This window comes from Bacillus methanolicus PB1, from assembly GCF_000262755.1.
In the GTDB taxonomy this organism is placed as follows: domain Bacteria; phylum Bacillota; class Bacilli; order Bacillales; family Cytobacillaceae; genus Bacillus_Z; species Bacillus_Z methanolicus.
In genome coordinates this window covers 517753-538789 of record NZ_AFEU01000002.1, presented here as the reverse complement: position 1 = coordinate 538789, position 21037 = coordinate 517753, and the positions used below count along the sequence as shown (strand labels likewise).

The following is a 21037-nucleotide window of genomic DNA, read 5'->3' as shown; positions in this document are numbered from 1 at the left end:
TTTATACTTCACCCGCGCTTTCCAGTTTCTTGGACTGGTCTTCAAGAATTAACGCATCAATCAGTTCATCAAGCTTTCCTTCAAGGATTTGATCAAGTTTTTGAAGCGTTAAGCCGATGCGGTGGTCCGTGACGCGGTTTTGCGGGAAATTATACGTACGGATTCTTTCCGAACGGTCACCGGTACCGACTGCGGATTTACGCTGTTGATCGTATTCTGCCTGCGCTTCTTGCTGGTATTTATCATAAATACGGGCACGCAAAACTTTCATAGCTTTTTCTTTGTTTTTAATTTGTGATTTTTCATCCTGGCAGGATACGACGATTCCTGTCGGTATATGGGTAAGGCGGACAGCCGACATGGTCGTGTTTACACTTTGTCCGCCCGGTCCGCTTGACGCAAATGTATCAACGCGGATATCTTTTTCGTGAATTTCAACTTCAACTTCTTCTGCTTCGGGCAGACATGCAACCGTTGCAGTTGACGTATGAATACGCCCCCCTGACTCCGTTTCAGGGACACGCTGAACACGGTGTGCTCCATTTTCAAATTTCAGCCTCGAATAAGCGCCTTTCCCGGAAATCATAAAAATGATTTCTTTATAGCCGCCCAAACCGGTGGGGCTTGCTTCGATCACTTCTGTTTTCCAGCCCTTCATTTCCGCATAACGGCTGTACATCCGGTATAAGTCTCCGGCAAACAGCGCCGCTTCATCCCCGCCGGCAGCACCGCGGATTTCAAAAATAACGTTTTTATCATCGTTAGGATCTTTCGGCAATAAGAGGATTTTCAGCTTTTCTTCAAGATTTTCAATGCGCTCTTCAAGTTCATCGATTTCTTCTTTTACCATTTCGCGCATTTCCGGGTCAAGTTTTTCCTCAAGCATCGCTTTTGCATCTTGGTACTGCTTTTTTACTTCTTTATATTCACGGTACGTTTGCACGGTTTCTTGTATATCAGACTGCTCTTTTGAATATTCCCGCAGTTTTTTTGGATCATTTACAATTTCAGGATCACTTAAAAGTTCATTTAACTTTTCGTAGCGGTCCTCAACAGCTTGAAGTCGATCGAACACAGTCATTCACCTCATTTTGTTCCATAACATTCTAATTATAGTATAGGTGAAAGACACAGTCAAAACGAAATCAAGAAAAATGCCTGTCGAGTTGGTAATTTTTCAAAAATTCGAGTGCTCCACCATCACTAAGTCCGGTCTTCCCGGACTCTGACTTCGATGTCATAACGGGGCAAAGCTTTCAGCAACATTTTATGGATGCGGGATTGTGCGTCCATTTGATCTCTTTCGGAAAGCATTCCTTTTTTATAAACAGTAACCCACATATCCTCTCCATTTACCCAAATCGGGCCGGGCTCAAATTCTTTCGTCTGTTTCACTACTTGGCGCGCCATTTCGACATCTTTTCCAATATCGTTGCGGTTGCCGCTGAAATTAACAAAATTCGGGTTTTGATCGCTCATCGTCCGATCCATGCGTGGGTCGTTGTCGATATCTATTTTTTGCAGTGCTTCCTTACGGCTTGTTATGAGACGTGCTCCATCTTTATCATTTTGGCCGTAAATCCAGCCGTCTGCAGCATTTTGTCTGCACCCCGTTATCAATATAAGCAGCAAGAACATCATATAGATCGCTTTTTTCATTGCTTATTTACACCTCCATTATTAGAATTTCCACATTCACGGAGGTGTCATTAGGCCAATTTTAGGGAAAAAATTTAAGGGAAATTGTTCTTGAATCAGTTTTTTCAAAACTAAAAAACAGCAGTATGAAAAGTGCATGCAACTTCTGAACAAAGTAATGCTTGTATTAAATGAGGAAATTTTAACCATTTATGATCCAATTTCAAGCTTTTATGAGCCATCCATTTATATTGGCATTGATATTGAAGATGAAACAAAGATTGAAAAAGCTAATAAAATTTTCCAAAAAATGAACTATAATTATGGTATTAATAAAAAAAAGACATAAAGCTATAAGCGGTAGTAGTCCTTATTTACAATTTGCAATTTATTTCCTTTTAATCTAAAAATATTGGATCATATGTCAGATCGTATAGGTGATCCACCTCTCCTTCTTGAAACCAAAGGGGAAAAACTTTATAGGGAGCGAGGAAGTCCGGCAGTAGAGAAATTGTAATCAGTAAATACTTGCTATTAATGAGAGGCTCTTCAGCCTCTTTTTATTTTTGACTTTACATAAAAATAATTTCGCATAATGTGAATATTCCATTTTTTGATTCTTTCTCTCGTTAGTTAACGTTCTGTCCGCTGGTAGCTGACGGTAGTTAAGTGTATTGAAAATCCTTAACGGACTATTTCTAATTTGTCTTTATCATGATTAATCCAACTATCATAAGTTACTGCTTTTGCTTCAATGGATTACTCTTTAAAAATGATCATAAACCTATAATCCGTTAAACAATATGAAATTGAAATCGCGATCATGTTGGAGATGTTGCGGTTCAATATAAAAAACCCGCTTATATCCATAAGCAGGCAGAATGAGATTTGTACGAAGTTATGATAACAATGTTTCAGAAGTTTCCTGATTGGAGTTTGCATTTGTAGTTTTCGGCACTTCGTGGTGATGGCGGCATCGCGGTTCATAAGCTTCCGAGGCACCGACTAAAATAACCGGATCATCGTAAGAAGCAGGCTTACCGTTGATTAAGCGTTGTGTGCGGCTTGCCGGTGATCCACAAACAGCACATACTGCCTGGAGTTTAGTCACTTGCTCGGCAATCGCCATTATTTTTGGCATTTCCCCAAATGGCTCGCCGCGAAAATCTTGGTCCAATCCGGCTGCGATGACGCGATATCCGCTGTTGGCCAACTGCTGAAGCACATCCGCAATGTCTTTGTCAAAAAATTGAACTTCGTCAATTGCAATAACATCTACATCCGTGTCAATATGCTGAAAAATTTCAGTCGAATGGGAAATCGGGGTTGCCGTAAAGGATGTTCCGTTATGGGATACAACTGCTTCATCACTGTAGCGATTGTCGATTTTCGGCTTAAAAACTGCAATTTTTTGTTTAGCGAATAGAGCTCTTCGTACACGCCTGATTAATTCTTCCGATTTTCCGGAAAACATGCTGCCGCAAATAACTTCAATCCATCCGCTTTGCTTCATGACGTACATGGTGCGGCCTCTCCTTCCTCGTTCATACAAATGAAAATCCGGGGCTGTCTCAAAAGCCTAAGGGTCAGACCCCATAACACAATATATAGGACATAGTGTTGGATAAATGTGCTATATATTGATAAATGCACATGGGGTCAGACCCTTATGAGACAGCCCCTTTGTTTTGAATATTATATTGAAATCGTAATAATAAAAAACAGGCAAGCGTCGAAACCTTCTTGCCTGTTTTATTCCAATCATTATTTAAGGCCGTATTTTTTGTTGAATCGGTCAACACGTCCGCCTGCATCGGCGAATTTTTGACGACCGGTATAGAATGGATGGCACTCGGAGCAAGTTTCAACGCGCACCTCGTCTTTTACTGATCCGCTTTCGAACTCATTGCCGCAAGCACATCTCACCATTACTTTTTTGTAGTTTGGATGAATTCCTGCTTTCATTCTTTTCATCTCCTTCCGCCCTGAATCTTTCGAAACAGAGTTATATATGTTACGGCTTCATAAACCGCAATCTTCAAAAAAACACTGAACCTATTATAACAACCAGACCTTCATTTTGCAAGAAAGGTTTTACAAGTTTAAAGGGTGTTTCGCAGCAATATTGTGCAGCCGTATTAGTCGCTCCGCCATAAGGTTTTTACAACTTACATAGAGCGTTTCGCCTTCATTTCTTCGTCAAGCTGAGCGAAAAACTCCTCGTTTGATTTAGTTTGCTTTAATTTGCGCAAAAATTTCTCGGCGAAGTCAGGGGAATCGGACATTGATTTCCTGATTGCCCATAATTTATCAAGGTGCTCTTTCGGAATGAGCAGCTCTTCTTTACGCGTTCCGGACCGGCGAATATCAATAGCCGGAAAAATCCGCCGTTCAGCCAGTGAACGGTCAAGATGCAGCTCCATATTTCCCGTTCCTTTGAATTCTTCATAAATGACATCGTCCATTCGTGAACCGGTATCAACAAGAGCTGTTGCTAAAATTGTTAGGCTTCCGCCTTCTTCAATATTACGCGCAGCCCCGAAAAAGCGTTTTGGACGATGGAACGCGGCTGGGTCAATCCCTCCGGATAATGTACGTCCGCTTGGAGGAATGACAAGGTTATAAGCGCGGGCAAGACGGGTAATGCTGTCCATTAATATGACGACGTCCCTTTTATGCTCAACGAGGCGCATCGCCCGTTCCAAAACAAGCTCTGCGACTTTAATATGGTTTTCCGGAACTTCGTCAAATGTTGAGCTTACAACATCACCTGCAACCGATCGTTCAATATCGGTTACTTCTTCCGGGCGTTCGTCGATGAGCAATACAATCAGTTCAGCTTCCGGATGATTGGTTGTAATGCTGTTGGCGATCTCTTTTAACAGCATCGTTTTTCCTGCCTTTGGCGGAGCAACAATCAATCCGCGCTGGCCGAAACCGACAGGAGCAATTAAGTCCAAAATTCTTGTCGATAAATTTTGGGAGGTTGTTTCAAGTTTCATCTGGCGGTTTGGATACAACGGGGTTAATGCAGGGAAGTGAACCCGTTCTTTCGCTGATTCAGGGTCATCCCCGTTTACAGCTTCTACGTGCAGAAGACCAAAATACCGTTCATTCTCCTTTGGAGGACGCACCTTTCCGGATACTTTATCCCCGTTTCTTAAGTCAAAACGGCGAATTTGCGATGCAGAGATATAAATATCTTCGGAGCTCGGCGAATAATTGATCGGCCTGAGGAAACCAAAACCTTCGGACTGGATGATTTCAAGGACGCCTTCCATAAAAAAGTAGCCCTGCTGTTCGGCTCTTGCTTTTAAAATGGCAAAAATCAGTTCTTTTTTCGTCAATTTACTGTAATAGGATATTTTATATTCTCGAGCAAGCTCGTACAGTTCTTTTAATTTCATATTTTCTAAGCTTGAAATAGTTAATTCCATTTAGACACCACGCTTTACCGTATTCGATTATTTCCTCCATATGAATTTTTTAGAGATTGGTTTTAAGAAGATATGGATGGAAAAAGAAGATAAGTTTTCACCAACTAGAGGGTTAATGAAGACGCTATTTTCAAAAGATTGCTGCTTTTAGAAAAACTGCGGGCTGCTTGTGTCTGTTCCCGTCAAACAAAGCGTACATTCACGGCAATTTAGAAATCTATAGAATATCATGTTTATTATAGAACGAACGTTCCCATGTTAGCAATAGCAGCAAAAGGAGCCTTAATATAAATGCTGTTAAATTCGCTAAAACAAATTATATTTTACCCTTTTTCTTTAAATTTAATCAACTTATTTTTTACAAGGGGTTTTGAGGAAAAGAAATAGAGAAGGCTGTCTCAAACCTACATGGCATATCAGCCACCACGATGAATGAAAATGTTTTCGACCTTTGACCTGCAATTTTTAATGAAATTAGCGGGTCAAAGGTTGTTGCTTTTTTTGCTATTTACCGGACATTTTCGTATAAAAAGCCTAAGGTCAGACCCCATAACACAATATTTAGGACATAATGTTGGATAAATGTGCTATATATTGATAAATGCACATGAGGTCAGGCCCTTATGATAAAGCCTCATGGTGTAAGGAATAGCGGCGTTTTTAGAAATTTTAAGGTTTGATCACTAAGTTAGGTTTCTTTTTCAAGCTGTGCCGGCCTTCGATGAAGCGCACTGTTCCTGATTTTGCACGCATCACAACGGAATGCGTTGAGCCATATGAGCCTTTAAATTGTACGCCGCGAAGCAGTTCTCCGTCTGTAACGCCGGTTGCTGCAAAGATCGCGTCATCCCCTTTTACAAAGTCTTCCATGCGCAGCACTTTATTGACATCAAGCCCCATTTTTTTACACCGCTCTGCCTCTGCATCATTTTGCGGCAGCAGCCTTCCTTGCATCTCGCCGCCAAGGCATTTCAGCGCTACTGCAGACAGCACTCCTTCCGGTGCTCCGCCAGAACCGAATAAAATATCAACCCCGGTTGACTCAAACGCAGTATTGATCGCCCCGGCAACGTCCCCGTCATTGATCAGCTTAATTCTCGCTCCTGCATCGCGAAGCTGGGCAATAATATGCGCGTGCCGCGGACGATTTAACACTGTTGCCACTAAATCTTCAATATCTTTGTTTTTTGCTTTTGCTACCGCTTTCAAATTATCCAAAACAGGTGCGTTAATATCGATCATTCCAACTGCTTCAGGACCTACTGCAATTTTATCCATATACATATCAGGTGCATGAAGCAGGTTTCCGTGATCAGCTACAGCCAAAATAGCTAGGGCATTCCATCCTCCTGATGCGACGATATTGGTGCCTTCAAGCGGATCAACGGCAATATCTACCCGCGGTCCATAACCTGTACCGAGCTTTTCGCCGATATAAAGCATCGGAGCCTCATCCATTTCCCCTTCTCCAATTACAACCGTCCCTTTCATTGGCACCGTATCAAAAACATCTCTCATTGCCGATGTTGCCGCTTCATCAGCTTCATCTTTTTTTCCCCGGCCCATCAAGCGGGCCGAAGCAAGGGCCGCCGCTTCGGTAACTCGGACAAGCTCCATTGTTAAACTTCTTTCCATCATTAAGTTCCTCCCCCATGATGTTTGTTCCTGTCAGTCGTTTTGGAAGAACCGGATCAAGCATTTTCCATTTGTTCTTTTTCTTCCTGGCTTAAATCTTCCCGCCATACCGCCGCACCGAGGCCATTTAGTTTTTCGACAAGGTGGCTGTAGCCCCTGTCAATATGCTCAATGCCGGTTATTTCTGTAATCCCTTCTGCCATAAGCCCGGCTATAACAAGAGCGGCGCCAGCCCTGAGGTCACTGGCTTTCACTTTTGCCCCTTGAAGACGCACAGGCCCGTTTACTATTGCTGAACGGCCTTCCACCTTAATATTAGCATTCATTCTCCTAAGTTCGTCAATATGTTTAAAGCGGGCGCTATATATTGTATCTGTGACAACACTTGTCCCTTCTGCTTTCGTCAGCAATGATGTAAACGGCTGTTGAAGATCTGTCGGGAAACCGGGATAAACAAGCGTCTTAATATCGACTGCTTTCAATTTTTCCGCAGGAGAAACAAAGACTTGGTCATCTCCTGACTCGACCTCGACACCCATTTCCCTTAATTTGGCAATCAGCGATTCAAGATGGTTCGGAATCACATTGTCAATAAGGACTCCGTCTCCGACAGCGGCTCCAAGAATTAAATACGTTCCGGCTTCAATCCGGTCAGGTATGATTGTATGCCGGCAGCCATGAAGCTGTTCCACTCCGTCAATGCGAATAACATCCGTTCCGGCACCTTTAATTTTCGCGCCCATATTGGTCAGCAAAGTTGCTACGTCAATAATTTCCGGTTCCTTTGCGGCATTTTCAATGATTGTCCGGCCCTTTGCACGGACAGCAGCAAGCATAATATTTATGGTTGCCCCTACACTGACAACATCCAAATAGATACGCGCTCCCTTGAGTTCATCGGCTCGCAAATAGATGGCACCCTGCTCATTGGTAACCTTTGCACCGAGCGCTTCGAATCCTTTAATATGCTGGTCAATCGGGCGCGGACCGAGATAGCACCCGCCGGGTAAACCAATTACTGCTTTATTAAAGCGGCCCAGCATTGCACCCATTAGATAATAAGATGCTCTCAGCTTTTTCACTTTTCCATTCGGCAAAGGCATAGAAATCATGGAAGACGGATCAACAGTCATCTCATTATTAGCAAATTCAACTTTCCCGCCAATTTCCTCAAGCAAAGCCTTTAAAGTTTGAACATCCGAAATATCAGGCAAACCTTCAATGGTTACAGGCGAATCAGCTAAAATTGTTGCGGGAATCAATGCAACTGCACTGTTTTTTGCACCGCTAATACGAACAGTACCTTTTAACGGATAACCGCCTGCGATCTTTAGCTTTTCCATTATTGACTCCCTTCTGCCTTGCTTTACACTTATTATCATATTTTTCCAACAAAATAAGGTATATTTCGACAGTTTGTCCTAGTTTATAGTTTACACGAAATGACGGTTTTACATGTATAGATATCCAAAAAAAATTTAATTTTTAAATTTTTTTGATCGGATGGCTGATGACCGCATTCCACAATCTTATTGCCCGCGTTTTTTCCAATCTGCTAAAAAGGCTTCAATCCCTTTATCTGTTAATGGATGTTTAAATAATTGAAGAATGACTTTGTAAGGTAAAGTCGCAATATGCGCCCCTTTTAGTGCCGCTTCGGTCACATGCTGGGGGTGGCGAATGGACGCCGCAATGATTTCCGTTTTAATCTGGTGAATCGCAAAAATGTCAGCAATTGTCGATATTAACTCAAGGCCGTTATGTCCTATATCATCCAATCGTCCTAAGAACGGAGAAACATATGTTGCACCTGCACGTGCAGCAAGCAAAGCCTGGTTGGCACTGAAAATAAGGGTCACGTTTGTTTTAATTCCTTCTTTTGACAATGCATGAACTGCTTTTAAGCTTTCCGGGGTCATCGGAACTTTCACTGTGATATTCGGAGCAATCGAAGCCAGTTCTCTTCCTTCTTTGATCATTCCTTCCGTATCAAGAGCAATGACTTCAGCACTGACAGAACCGGGAACAAGACCTGCAATTTCACGAAGCCGGTCATGAAACTTAACGTTCTTTTCTTTTGCAACAAGTGATGGATTTGTCGTTACACCTGATAAAATTCCTAAAGAATGGGCCTCGCGAATTTCATCTATGTTAGCGGTATCAATAAAAAATTTTATAATGACTCCTCCTTTATTTCGTTGGATGCTGTTTTGAATCATTAGTTTACATAGAATATATTATATTACCTTAAATTATTATAAAAACATTTTACACTGCACGTTCCAAAAGTATTCGAAGAAATGTTCAACCATGTAAAAATGAAATGAAACCGCCTCAAAAAAGGCGGTTTCAAGCTTTAATCATCTGAGAGTTTTCTTCGGTTTGCGCTTTTCCGGAAGAACCGAATTCGCGCATTTTGCCGATGACTGTTTCTTTAATTGCATCGCGGGCAGGGCCTAAATACTTGCGCGGATCGTACATATTTGGGTTTTCTGCAAGAACTTCACGGACTTTCTTTGCCGAAGCAATTTGGTTCTCTGTATTTACATTAATTTTTGCAGTACCAAGGGAAATCGCTCTTTGAATATCCTTTAATGGAATTCCGGTACCGCCGTGCAATACTAGTGGAACACCGGTAATTTTTCCTATTTCTTCCATTTCCTTAAAACCAAGATTCGGCTCCCCTTTATAAGGGCCATGAACAGAACCTAATGCAGGAGCAAGGCAATCGATGCCTGTACGTTTTACAAGTTCTTCACACTCTTTTGGATCTGCGTAAATTACTCCGTCTGCTATTACGTCATCCTCTTGACCGCCAACTGTTCCAAGTTCAGCTTCAACAGAAACGCCTCTCGCATGAGCATATTCTACTACTTTTTTAGTCACTTCAACGTTCTCTTCAAAAGGATGATGGGAAGCATCGATCATAACGGAAGTAAAGCCTGCATCGATCACTTCTTTACATTTTTCGAAACTTGAACCGTGATCAAGGTGAATCGCCACCGGAACGGTAATTTTATAATCTTCGATTAATCCTTTAACCATGTTGACAATAGTTTTAAAACCGCCCATGTAGCGGCCGGCTCCTTCAGAAACGCCTAAAATAACAGGGGACTTTTCTTCTTCTGCTGCCAGAAGAATGGCTTGAGTAAACTCAAGATTATTCAAATTAAATTGTCCTACAGCGTAGCCTTCTGCTTTTGCTTTATTCAGCATTTCAGTCATTGAAACTAAAGGCATTTTTCTTCCTCCTCAATAGAGGATCGTTTTCATTTTAACCGTACAAACCAAATAAAGGTTTTCCTGCATCATATTTGAATATGTACCTTTTGAAACTCAGTCAAACGATCCTTTAGAATTTTACTTGTATCATACCAAAAAGAAAATAGAAATGCTATTAAAGATTTGATTTTTCAAATTATTTATATATTCGGCGAACTGCAATCGCTGGCATCATTTCTGTTTAGTTTGTCGAAATCGGTATATATTTTTTCACTGCCGCACGAATATCATCAATGTCAAACGGTTTGGCAAAATGAGTGAGAGCACCCAATTCTTTTGCTTCCTGAATCATATCCAATTCGCCGTATGCAGTCATAATAATGACTCTGATGTCAGGGTCAATGACTTTCATTCTTTTTAAAATTTCGATTCCATCCATTCCGGGAATTTTCATATCTAAAAGGACTAGATCCGGGGAGTACTTGGTAACAATTTCAATAGCGTGGACTCCGTTTGCGGCCTGGTATGTATCATATCCTTCTTTTTGCAGCACTTCATTCAACAGTATTCGTATACCAAACTGATCGTCGACAATTAGCACTTTTCCTTTCATAAACTCACCTTCCTATTATCTTTTTTCCCCTGTTGACAGCGATTTTTGGCGGATATATATGTATACTTTCATTAGCTATATTCTATTTTCTTTCTGATGATTCCTGCCTATTTATTGACGTTATTTTTTCTTATCGGATTCAAATTTTACCGCGCCCGAAAAAAATTTTATAATTAAATAGCATTTTTTATGAAAATGGAATGATGGAGGCGAATACAATTGCTGAAAATGTTTTCCACCCAATTATCAGGGCTTTTTAATAGAATTCAGGACAAGGAAGAGTTCTCAATTGAGGATGGCGCCCGCTTGCTTGCCCAAGCAGCTGTCGGCGACGGATCTATTTATATTTGCGGATTAAAAGAAATGGCTGCTGTTGAAGCGGAAGCGATAGAGGGTGCCGAACCTTTGATTTCTGCAAAAAAATGGACTGATCTTAGTGACATACAAGAAACGGATCGAGTTCTGCTATTATCCCGCTTTTCTCTGGACAAGGAAGCTGTTGAGATCGCACGGACTTTATCCGAAAAAAATATTCCCTTTGTTGCAGTTTCTACTGCTGTAGAAAAAGACGGTGACGATTTAACCAGCCTCGCGGATATTCATATCGATTTAAGGCTTGTAAAAGGTCTGCTTCCCGATGAAGAAGGCGGCCGGTTTGGCTGCCCGGCGTCGATCGCTGCGTTATTTGTTTACTTCGGGCTTAAATTTACCATTGATGAAATCATTGCTGAATATGAATGATGCTTGCTGACGAAGGTTTATGATTTATTTTGGAAAGTTCATGAATGAGGATGAAGGCTAATTAATGAGGCTGCTGGATCATAATTTAGGATGGAGGCTCATATTAGTGAATGAAGGCTCATAAATTTGGATGAAGGCTCATTTTTTGGAACGAAGGCTCATAAATGAAAACGAAGGCTCATATTTCCAAACGAAGGCTCATATGTTTGAACCAAAGCTCATAAAATCGAATGAAGGCTCATTTTTTTGATTGAAGGCTCATTTTTCCGAACGAAGGCTCATAAATGAAAATGAAGGCTCATTTTTCTGAATAAATGCTCATAAATGGTTCAAACAACTGAAAGAAGCTAACAAAACAAGTACAAAGTATGTAATTTTTAAAAAAAGAGGCTATCTCAAAAGCTTAAGGGTCAGACCCTTATGAGACAGCCTCTTTTTCCATTATTTTTCTGCTGCTTTTAAAGATGCTTCAATAAAATCGCGGAATAACGGCTGCGGACGGGTCGGCCGCGATGTAAATTCCGGATGGAATTGTGATGCAACAAACCATGGATGGTCTTTAATTTCGATAATTTCTACTAAGCGGCCGTCAGGGCTTGTGCCTGAGAATACAAATCCGGCCTCCTCCATTGCCTCGCGGTACTGGTTGTTAAATTCATAGCGGTGGCGATGGCGTTCGTAAATAACTTCGTCTTGATACGCCTTGTAAGCTTTCGTATTTTCAGAGAGCTTGCATGCGTACAGGCCGAGGCGAAGTGTTCCGCCAAGGTCTTCAATATCCTTTTGTTCAGGAAGCAAGTCAATGATGGGATTCTTTGTGTCAGGATCTATTTCAGAGGAATGTGCTCCTTCCAAGCCAAGAACATTGCGGGCAAATTCAACGGAAGCCAGCTGCATTCCAAGGCAAATGCCGAAGAATGGCTTTTTCTGTTCACGAGCATATTGGATTGCGAAAATTTTTCCATCAATACCGCGGTCTCCGAATCCGCCCGGTACTAAAATTCCATCTGCATCATTCAGAAGCTCTTTCACATTTTCAGCATTGACTTTTTCTGAATTAATCCATTTAATTTCTACTTCCGCATCAAAGTAATAGCCTGCATGTTTCAAAGCTTCGACAACGGAAAGATAAGCATCCTGCAGTTCAACATATTTTCCGACCAAGGCTATTTTCGTTTTCCGAGAAAGATTTGTTACCCTTTCCACGAGCTCGACCCACTCGGTCATGTCCGCCTCACCGCACTCAAGCTTTAAATGTTCGCATACAATTTTATCCATGTTCTGCTCTTGAAGTGCTAACGGAATCGAATAAAGCGTATCTGCATCGCGGCACTCGATGACTGCCTTCGGATCAATATCACAGAACAGGGCAATTTTATCTTTCATATCTTGCGAGATTGGCAGTTCAGTACGCACGACAATCACATTTGGTTGAATTCCGAGGCTGCGCAATTCTTTTACGCTGTGCTGGGTCGGTTTTGTTTTCATTTCACCTGCTGCTTTAATATAAGGAACAAGTGTACAATGTATATACATGACATTTTCCCTGCCGACATCATTTTTCATCTGGCGGATTGCTTCCAAGAACGGCAATGATTCAATGTCCCCGACTGTTCCTCCGATTTCGGTGATCACAACATCTGCATTCGTTTCGCGGCCTGCGCGGAAAACACGTTCTTTAATTTCGTTCGTAATGTGCGGAATGACTTGAACGGTTCCGCCCAAATAGTCGCCGCGGCGTTCCTTTTTTAAAACCGCTGAATAAATTTTCCCGGTCGTAACATTGCTGTATTTATTTAAATTAATATCAATGAACCGCTCATAATGGCCTAAATCAAGATCCGTTTCAGCTCCGTCATCCGTTACAAACACTTCCCCATGTTGGTAAGGGCTCATCGTCCCAGGATCGACGTTTATATAAGGATCAAATTTTTGAATGGTTACTTTTAAACCGCGGTTTTTCAGCAGCCGCCCTAATGAAGCTGCCGTAATTCCTTTCCCAAGTGACGACACAACGCCGCCTGTTACAAAAATATACTTCGTCATGTGTGTATTCCCCCTCTTGAACAGTTTGTGCATTATGCCTTCTCTTTAAAGGCTAATCAGTAAAAAATTAATTTAAAAACAGGGAAAACGATTCAATAAAATGAAAAGCGCAAGCGCCTTGGTTAGCCCCGACAGCTGCTTGCGGTCCTGCAAGTGAAGTCGATTTTTGACTTCATTGGCATGACCGAAGCGACCTTGAGTGGCTAGGCGCTGGAGCTAGACTGCGCAACTAATTAAGGGCCTTTTCCGCTTAAAAAAGTTAAACTTTAAAAGTAAAAAAATAAAAAACGCTCCTCCTACATCTTGTAAGGGAGCGTTTTACCGCTTTGTTTTAAGACCGTTCCTTATTAATAGAGCCCAAAAAAGATTGTACAAGCCTTGTCGAAAAAAGTCAAGCTGATTATATATCCTCTTCGTCCTCTAAATCTTCAGAGATTAATTCATCATCATCGATCAGTTCTTCTTCATCATCGAGGCCATAATCATCCTCATTATCTATTAAATCACCATCGTCATCTTCTTCGTCTAAAGCATCTAAGTCGTCATCAATTAAATCGTCGTCAAGAAGTTCCTCGTCCTCATCTTCTTCAAACGCATCGAGATCATCGTAATCAATTTCGTCTTCATCGATGACGTCATAATCATCAACATCAAGATCATCATCAAGAGCCTTCTTCGCTTTTTTCTTTTTAGGCTTAACGGTTGTAATCGTTTCATCCTCAGTCTGATCTACAGGATACCAAACACGAAGTCCCCACCGGTTTTCTCCAAGTGAAATAAACCGGCCGTCTATGTTCATATCTGTATAGAATTGAGCCAATTTCGCTCTTACTTCTTCTTCGCTGAGGCCAAGAAGCTGCGAAACTTCATCTACAATGTCTTTAAATGGAAATGCTTGTTTCTTTTCATTCAACAGTTCATAAGCAATTTCAATGAAAGACATTTCTTGCAATTCCTCTTTTGAGAATTGGTTCAGACTCAATATTGGCACTTCCTTTCTCTATATCAAACCCATATAAAGGGCTTCATCCCTTTATTGGCAAGGGTTTCCCAAAATACATATTCTTCATTATAAACAAATTCTTCCCGTTTATGCTAGTTCTATTTTTTGTTTCTCTCACTTTTTTTAATATAATCATTATTAGTTAATGATTGGTCTGTTTTCGTTTCATCCGGACGTTTGGAAAGCTGGTTAAAAGCTAAACTGAAGAAAAAAATCGATAAAATGAAAAAGGATATGGCGCCTAACTGGCGTTGGTAAAGATAATATAGTGTACCTAAGGCACCGATAATTGAAGCGATAAAAAAAAATGATTTCAAATTAGTCACTTCCTGTATTTTCATCTTCATATGACGGCGGACTTAAACCCCCAGCTTCCATATAGTTTGATTATAAAGGAAAGTGTGTAAATTTAAAAATCTTTACATAAAAAAAACGGCTTAGATCCTCGAACATAAGCCATTATTTTTATGATGATTACATATTTCTGCGATATTGTCCTCCAACTTCGTAAAGAGCTTGAGTGATTTGGCCGAGGCTGGCTGCTTTGACTGTTTCCATCAGCTCCGCAAAAATATTTCCCCCGCTTACGGCTGTTTGCTTCAACCGGATAAGCGCCTCGTTTGCGCGGTCTTTATTTCGTTCTTGAAATGAACGGAGGTTTTGGATTTGCAGCTCTTTCTCTTCTTTCGTTGCCCGCGCCAATTCCATGTTGTTAAGCTCTTCGTCTGATGAAGGATTCGGATTAACATACGTATTCACACCGATGATCGGCAGTTCTCCTGAATGTTTTTTCATTTCATAATACATCGATTCATCCTGGATTTTGCCGCGCTGATACTGGGTTTCCATCGCACCGAGAACCCCGCCGCGGTCATTCAGGCGGTCAAATTCCTGAAGGACTGCTTCTTCCACAAGATCTGTCAGCTCTTCAATAATAAAGGAGCCTTGAAGAGGATTCTCATTTTTCGTTAATCCATGTTCTTTTGTAATGATCATTTGAATGGCCATCGCCCGGCGAACCGATTCCTCTGTCGGGGTTGTGATCGCCTCGTCATAAGCATTTGTATGAAGCGAGTTGCAGTTGTCATGAAGTGCCATTAATGCCTGTAGTGTTGTCCGGATATCATTAAAATCAATTTCCATGGCATGCAGCGACCGGCCCGATGTCTGAACATGGTACTTCAATTTCTGGCTTCTTTCATTCGCCCCGTATTTGTCCCTCATCACGATTGCCCAAATTCGGCGCGCTACCCGGCCAATGACTGAATACTCCGGATCAAGTCCATTTGAAAAGAAAAACGATAGGTTTGGCGCAAAGTCATCTATCTTCATCCCGCGGCTCAAATAATATTCGACATAGGTAAACCCGTTTGCAAGCGTAAACGCAAGCTGGGTGATCGGATTGGCCCCGGCTTCGGCAATATGGTAGCCTGATATTGACACCGAATAGTAATTTCGCACTTTATGATCAATAAAGTATTGCTGAATATCTCCCATCATTTTCAATGCAAACTCTGTCGAGAAAATACATGTATTTTGTCCTTGGTCTTCTTTTAAAATATCGGCCTGAACCGTCCCCCTGACCGCTTGCAAAGTCATTGCTTTCACTTGTTCATATTCTTCGCCGGTCAGCTTTCGTCCAAGTTCTGCTTCTTTCTTTTCTACTTGCTGTTCGATCGCCGTATTCATAAACATTGCTAAAATAATCGGCGCAGGACCATTGATTGTCATCGAAACAGATGTCGACGGATGGCATAAATCAAAACCGGCATAGAGCTTTTTCATATCATCAAGCGTACAGACATTGACACCGCTTTCACCCACTTTACCGTAAATATCCGGCCGGTAGTCAGGATCCTCGCCATAAAGGGTGACGGAATCAAAAGCAGTGCTTAAGCGCTTAGCCCGATCTTCTTTTGACAAGTAATGAAAACGGCGGTTTGTCCGCTCAGGCGTTCCTTCGCCGGCAAACTGGCGTTTCGGATCTTCTCCCTGGCGTTTAAAAGGAAAAACACCGGCCGTATACGGAAATGACCCTGGAACATTTTCACGGTATATCCATCTTAAAATCTCTCCGTAATCTTTGTATTTGGGTAATGCAACCTTAGGAATCTCTAATCCTGAAAGGCTCTTTGTTTTTAATTCTGTAACAATCTCTTTATCACGGATTTTCGCAACGAACTTATCGGCGGAATACTTTTCTTTCAGCTGTTCCCACTCAGACAGAATCTTTTTTGATTCCTGTGAAAGCTTAGACTCGATGTCTTCTTTCAGCGCTTCAAGAGATGCGAGGATTTCCTCATTTGTTTCCCGTTCTTTCACAGCTTCAATGGCACCTTCTACTTGGAACAAGCGGCGGGCCAATGCAGCCTGCTCTTCCGCCTTTTTATGATAGCTTCTGACCGTTTCGGCAATTTCCCGCAAATAATAACGGCGATCGTTAGGAATGATGACATTTTGCTTTTCGACATGCGCTTCTTTTGAGTAGGATGCCGGCCAATCCGTTCCTGCTTTTTCATTAATTTTTTCAATTAATGCCGCAAAAAGTGCATTAGTTCCCGGGTCATTAAATTGGCTTGCAATCGTCCCGTAAACAGGCATTTCCGAATAATCTTTGTCAAAAAGCATGTGGCTGCGCTGATACTGTTTTTGAACTTGCCGCTTCGCGTCCTCTGAACCTTTCTTCTCAAACTTGTTAATCACAATTAAGTCCGCATAGTCAATCATATCGATTTTTTCAAGCTGCGACGGCGCTCCAAACTCACTTGTCATGACATAAATGGAAACGTCGCAGATTTCGGCAATTTCGGCATCTCCCTGTCCGATTCCGCTTGTTTCGACAATAATCAGGTCGAAGCCGGCTGCTTTTACAACGGAAATCGCATCTTTAATGGCTAATGAGAGTTCATTTTTTGATTTCCTCGTTGCCAGACTCCGCATATAAACTCGCGGTGAAAAAATGGCATTCATGCGGATCCGGTCTCCGAGAAGAGCGCCGCCCGTTTTTTGCTTGGTTGGGTCGACGGATAAAATGGCCACTCTTTTTTCGGGAATTTTATTAAGGAAGCGTCGGATCAGTTCATCGGTTAAAGAGCTTTTTCCGGAGCCGCCGGTTCCGGTAATCCCGACGACAGGGGCGGATTTTTCCAGTAATTTCACTTTTTCCATTACCGATTCAACGGACGCAGCTGTTTTCTGAAAGCTGACATGCTGTTCGGCAAGGGTGATCAGTTTGGAAACGGCGTTCACCTCGCCGGTTTGAAGTTTTTCGACATAGCCTTCCGCATCAAGAGCAGCCGTTGGAAAATCACATTCTTTTAACATGAGTTCAATCATGCCTTGAAGGCCATACATGCGTCCGTCCTCAGGCGAAAAAATTTTTGCAATTCCATATTCGTGTAGTTCCTTAATTTCACGCGGAATAATGACACCGCCTCCGCCTCCGTATATGCGAATGTGGGAAGCACATTTTTTTTTTAACAAATCATACATATACTTAAAGTATTCGACATGTCCACCCTGGTAAGAGGAAACCGCAATTCCTTGGACATCTTCCTGGATAGCTGCATTCACTACTTCTTCGACAGACCGGTTATGGCCAAGGTGGATGACTTCTGCTCCGCCCGCTTGCAGAAGCCTTCGCATAATATTAATGGAGGCGTCGTGCCCATCAAATAAACTCGAGGCAGTAACAAAACGAATATGATGCTTTGGCTTATACACGCTTCTCTACCCCCGTTCGTTTAAGGTGATCCCTTTAAAAAGCAATTCCGTTTGCAATTCAATGTATTCTTCAAGACTGTAAATTTGTTGAAGCGCCCAGCGGCGGAATCCCCACATCTGCCCCTGAACGAAAATATTGTGGGCAATCATTTGCACCTGCTGTTTTGCCAGTACCAGTTCCCCGTTTTCCACACATCGATTAATGACATCTTCAAACATGCCGACCATTTCAATTTCTTTTTTCAGCACATATGGAAGCGCATCTTTTGAGAGTGATTTCGCTTCCTGGTACATAACAAGCACTTCATCCTGCATTTCATCCATTACCCGAAAGTAATTGGCAATGCCGCGCTTTAAGCTTTCAAGTGTACCCTGTTTCGTATCAAGGTCTTTTTGAAGGCGCTCCCGCACTTGATCATAAATGCTGTCGCAGACAAGGTATAACACATCTTCCTTCGTCCGAATGTATTCATATAGCGTACCGATGCTGAATCCGGCTGCTTTCGCTATCTCCCTTGTTGTTGTGCGGTGAAACCCTTTTTGTTTAAAAAGGGTTACAGCACCTTTAATCATTTGATTGCGTCGTTTATTGACAAGGCTCTCATCTTTGACAGAAGCATGCACTTCACGTTTTTCCATTGTATGTTTACCGCCTTTGCAAAACACTTTTTAAAAACTATTTCGTCAGCATCCGGGAAATAACAAGACGCTGAATTTCCTGGGTTCCTTCGTATATTTGTGTAATCTTCGCATCACGCATAAAGCGTTCGACCGGATAATCCTTCGTATATCCATATCCGCCAAAGACTTGGACTGCTTCGGTTGTCACTTTCATCGCCGTATCGCCCGCAAACAGCTTTGACATCGCCGATTCTTTTCCATATGGAAGGCCGGCGGACTCAAGCCATGCCGCCTGATAGGTTAATAGTCTTGCCGCTTCAACGCTCGTTGCCATATCGGCCAGCTTGAAAGCGATCCCTTGCTGGGCGGCAATCGGACGGCCGAACTGATGGCGCTCTTTCGCATACTCAATAGCAGCATCCAATGCTCCCTGGGCAATGCCGACTGCTTGGGCTGCGATGCCGTTGCGGCCGCCGTCAAGGGTCATCATCGCGATTTTGAAGCCTTCTCCTTCCTGGCCGAGAAGGTTTTCTTTCGGAACTTTGCAATCTTCAAAAATAATCTCGGTTGTTGGGGACGAACGGATTCCGAGTTTCTTTTCTTTTTTGCCGACTGAAAAGCCGGGGAAGTCTTTTTCAATGATAAAAGCGCTTGTTCCTTTATGTTTCATTGATGGATCGGTAAGGGCAAAGACGACATATATATCTGCTATCCCGCCGTTTGTTATAAAAATTTTTGAACCATTTAATACGTAATGGTCCCCTTCAAGACGGGCCGCAGTTTTCATTGCACCGGCATCGGAACCGCTTCCGGGCTCTGTCAGACCGTAAGCGCCGATTTTTTCTCCTTGTGCCATTGGCCGCAAGTATTTTTGTTTTTGCTCTTCAGTGCCAAATTTGTAAATCGGCCAGCATGCAAGGGAAGTGTGGGCAGATAATGTGACACCTGTTGAAGCGCAGACCCTTGATAATTCTTCCACTGCAATGCAATACGCCAAATAATCGCTTCCGATTCCGCCGTATTCTTCCGGCCACGGAATTCCGGTTAAGCCGAGCTCGGCCATTTTATCAAAAATCTCCCGGTCAAACCGTTCTTCTTCATCCCGTTCGGCCGCTGTCGGCGCTACTTCATTTTTGGCAAAATCGCGGACCATTTTTCGAATCATTTCATGTTCTTCCGTAAGTTGAAAGTTCATGTCCTTATCCCCCGTTTCCTGTTTTACAGCTGTTTGCTGATAACAAGCCGCTGAATCTCGCTTGTTCCTTCATATATCTCCGTTATTTTGGCATCACGGAAATACCGTTCAACAGGATAATCTTCCGTATAGCCGTAGCCGCCAAAAATTTGAATCGCTTCCGTTGCTGCTTCAACTGCTGTTTTTGATGCAAACAGCTTCGCCATTGAAGCTTCTTTTCTGCATTTTATCCCTTTCTGCCTTAAGTTAGCTGCCCGATAGATTAACAGTTTTGCAGCTTCAACATTTGTTGCCATATCTGCAAGCTTAAAAGCAATGCCTTGCTGGGCGGCAATCGGACGGCCGAACTGGTGCCGCTCTTTTGCATAGCCTGCTGCGGCCTCGAGTGCGGCTTCTGCAATTCCTAGTGCCTGGGCCGCAATGCTGATCCTGCCGGCATCAAGGTTTGCCATTGCAATTTTAAAGCCCTCGCCTTCTTTTCCAAGCAGGTTTTTTGCGGAAATGCGCATATCTTCAAATGTCAGTTGAACGGTTCTTGAACCGTGGAGCCCCATTTTATGTTCGTCTTTGCCGACAATAAATCCGGGTGCCCCTTTTTCAACAATAAACGCAGAGATGCCTTTCTTGCCTGCCTCAAGGTTGGTTGATGCAAACACGATATAAACATCTGCTTCGCCGCCATTTGTAATAAAAACTTTTGACCCGTTGATAATATAGTCGTCTCCATTTTTCACTGCTCTGGACTTGAGGCTTGCGGCATCGGAGCCCGCGCCCGTTTCTGTAAGGCAAAATGCCCCTAAATATTCGCCTGAAGCCAATTTCGGCACATACGTTTGCTTTTGTTCTTCCGTTCCGAAATAAAGGATGGGATTTGTGCAGACAGACGTGTGGACGGACAGGATGACACCTACGGCTGCGCTTACTTTTGACAGTTCTTGAATGGCAATTATATAGGATGTAAAATCCATATCCGCACCGCCGTATTGTTCCGGCACAGGTATGCCCATTAAACCAAGTTCACCCATTTTTTTGAGGATGCAGCGCGGGAATTCTCCTTTTTCCATGTTTTTAACAAATGGCGCAATTTCGCTTTGGGCAAAATCACAGACCATTTTTCTAATCATTTCTTGCTCTTCCGTAAATCTCAGGTTCATATTTTGATC

At 42.4% G+C, this 21037-nt stretch carries 19 protein-coding genes; 2 read left to right on the top strand and 17 right to left on the bottom strand.

The features are described 5' to 3' along the window. Position 1: 1 nt before the first annotated feature. Both prfA and PB1_RS07755 read right to left on the bottom strand, forming a co-directional pair. Complete coding sequence (gene prfA, locus PB1_RS07760) at positions 2-1075, bottom strand: peptide chain release factor 1 (RefSeq protein ID WP_003351736.1); 1074 nt, start codon at positions 1073-1075, stop codon at positions 2-4. A 128-nt stretch (positions 1076-1203) separates the two neighbouring features. Further along, positions 1204-1659 (bottom strand): hypothetical protein, encoded by a 456-nt coding sequence (locus PB1_RS07755; protein ID WP_003351735.1) that lies wholly within the window; start codon positions 1657-1659, stop codon positions 1204-1206. 136 nt (positions 1660-1795) lie between these two features. Here PB1_RS07755 and PB1_RS07750 point away from each other — a divergent pair, with 136 nt between their 5' ends. Next, positions 1796-1987 carry a hypothetical protein gene (locus PB1_RS07750; RefSeq protein WP_003351734.1) on the top strand — a complete coding sequence of 64 codons (192 nt, stop codon included), beginning with the start codon at positions 1796-1798 and terminating at the stop codon, positions 1985-1987. A gap of 549 nt (positions 1988-2536) precedes the next feature. Here PB1_RS07750 and PB1_RS07745 read toward each other — a convergent pair. The 8 genes from PB1_RS07745 to PB1_RS07710 all read right to left on the bottom strand — a co-directional run bounded on the left by PB1_RS07745 (position 2537) and on the right by PB1_RS07710 (position 10545). Beyond that, positions 2537-3160 carry a thymidine kinase gene (locus PB1_RS07745; RefSeq protein ID WP_003351733.1) on the bottom strand — a complete coding sequence of 208 codons (624 nt, stop codon included), beginning with the start codon at positions 3158-3160 and terminating at the stop codon, positions 2537-2539. Positions 3161-3402: 242 nt separating this feature from the next. Beyond that, on the bottom strand, positions 3403-3603 hold the full coding sequence (rpmE, locus tag PB1_RS07740; protein ID WP_003346847.1) for a 50S ribosomal protein L31: 201 nt from the start codon (positions 3601-3603) through the stop codon (positions 3403-3405). A gap of 203 nt (positions 3604-3806) precedes the next feature. Continuing rightward, on the bottom strand, positions 3807-5075 hold the full coding sequence (gene rho / locus PB1_RS07735) for a transcription termination factor Rho (RefSeq protein WP_003351732.1): 1269 nt from the start codon (positions 5073-5075) through the stop codon (positions 3807-3809). Between the two features lie 669 nt (positions 5076-5744). Beyond that, positions 5745-6710: a class II fructose-bisphosphatase gene (gene glpX, locus PB1_RS07730; protein ID WP_003351730.1), complete on the bottom strand. Its 966-nt coding sequence runs from the start codon at positions 6708-6710 to the stop codon at positions 5745-5747. A 56-nt stretch (positions 6711-6766) separates the two neighbouring features. Continuing rightward, positions 6767-8053, bottom strand: a complete 1287-nt coding sequence (locus tag PB1_RS07725) for a UDP-N-acetylglucosamine 1-carboxyvinyltransferase (RefSeq protein WP_003351729.1) — start codon at positions 8051-8053, stop codon at positions 6767-6769. A 186-nt stretch (positions 8054-8239) separates the two neighbouring features. Continuing rightward, positions 8240-8887, bottom strand: coding sequence for a fructose-6-phosphate aldolase (fsa, locus tag PB1_RS07720; RefSeq protein ID WP_034645110.1), 648 nt, complete (start codon positions 8885-8887; stop codon positions 8240-8242). A 172-nt stretch (positions 8888-9059) separates the two neighbouring features. Continuing rightward, positions 9060-9950 carry a class II fructose-bisphosphate aldolase gene (locus PB1_RS07715; protein ID WP_003351726.1) on the bottom strand — a complete coding sequence of 297 codons (891 nt, stop codon included), beginning with the start codon at positions 9948-9950 and terminating at the stop codon, positions 9060-9062. Between the two features lie 223 nt (positions 9951-10173). Then, entirely contained in the window at positions 10174-10545 is a 372-nt protein-coding gene (locus PB1_RS07710) for a response regulator (protein WP_003351724.1), read from the bottom strand. A gap of 219 nt (positions 10546-10764) precedes the next feature. Here PB1_RS07710 and PB1_RS07705 point away from each other — a divergent pair, with 219 nt between their 5' ends. Further along, the gene (locus tag PB1_RS07705; RefSeq protein ID WP_003351723.1) at positions 10765-11286 is read left to right on the top strand and encodes a DUF2529 domain-containing protein; all 522 of its coding nucleotides are present in this window, start codon (positions 10765-10767) and stop codon (positions 11284-11286) included. Positions 11287-11727: 441 nt separating this feature from the next. Here PB1_RS07705 and PB1_RS07700 read toward each other — a convergent pair whose 3' ends face one another. The 7 genes from PB1_RS07700 to PB1_RS07670 form a co-directional block, all read right to left on the bottom strand. Continuing rightward, positions 11728-13332 carry a CTP synthase gene (locus tag PB1_RS07700; RefSeq protein WP_003351721.1) on the bottom strand — a complete coding sequence of 535 codons (1605 nt, stop codon included), beginning with the start codon at positions 13330-13332 and terminating at the stop codon, positions 11728-11730. A 400-nt stretch (positions 13333-13732) separates the two neighbouring features. Next, a complete protein-coding gene (rpoE, locus tag PB1_RS07695; protein WP_003351720.1) occupies positions 13733-14314 on the bottom strand; it encodes a DNA-directed RNA polymerase subunit delta in 582 nt (193 codons plus the stop codon). Between the two features lie 119 nt (positions 14315-14433). Continuing rightward, positions 14434-14661 carry a hypothetical protein gene (locus tag PB1_RS07690; RefSeq protein ID WP_238533101.1) on the bottom strand — a complete coding sequence of 76 codons (228 nt, stop codon included), beginning with the start codon at positions 14659-14661 and terminating at the stop codon, positions 14434-14436. Positions 14662-14809: 148 nt separating this feature from the next. Further along, positions 14810-18058: a fused isobutyryl-CoA mutase/GTPase IcmF gene (gene icmF / locus PB1_RS07685; RefSeq protein ID WP_003351718.1), complete on the bottom strand. Its 3249-nt coding sequence runs from the start codon at positions 18056-18058 to the stop codon at positions 14810-14812. Between the two features lie 6 nt (positions 18059-18064). Then, entirely contained in the window at positions 18065-18697 is a 633-nt protein-coding gene (locus tag PB1_RS07680; RefSeq protein ID WP_003351716.1) for a TetR/AcrR family transcriptional regulator, read from the bottom strand. A 37-nt stretch (positions 18698-18734) separates the two neighbouring features. After that, positions 18735-19874, bottom strand: a complete 1140-nt coding sequence (locus PB1_RS07675) for an acyl-CoA dehydrogenase (protein ID WP_003351715.1) — start codon at positions 19872-19874, stop codon at positions 18735-18737. Positions 19875-19897: 23 nt separating this feature from the next. Next, positions 19898-21028, bottom strand: a complete 1131-nt coding sequence (locus PB1_RS07670; RefSeq protein WP_003351714.1) for an acyl-CoA dehydrogenase — start codon at positions 21026-21028, stop codon at positions 19898-19900. Between the last annotated feature and the right edge of the window lie 9 nt (positions 21029-21037).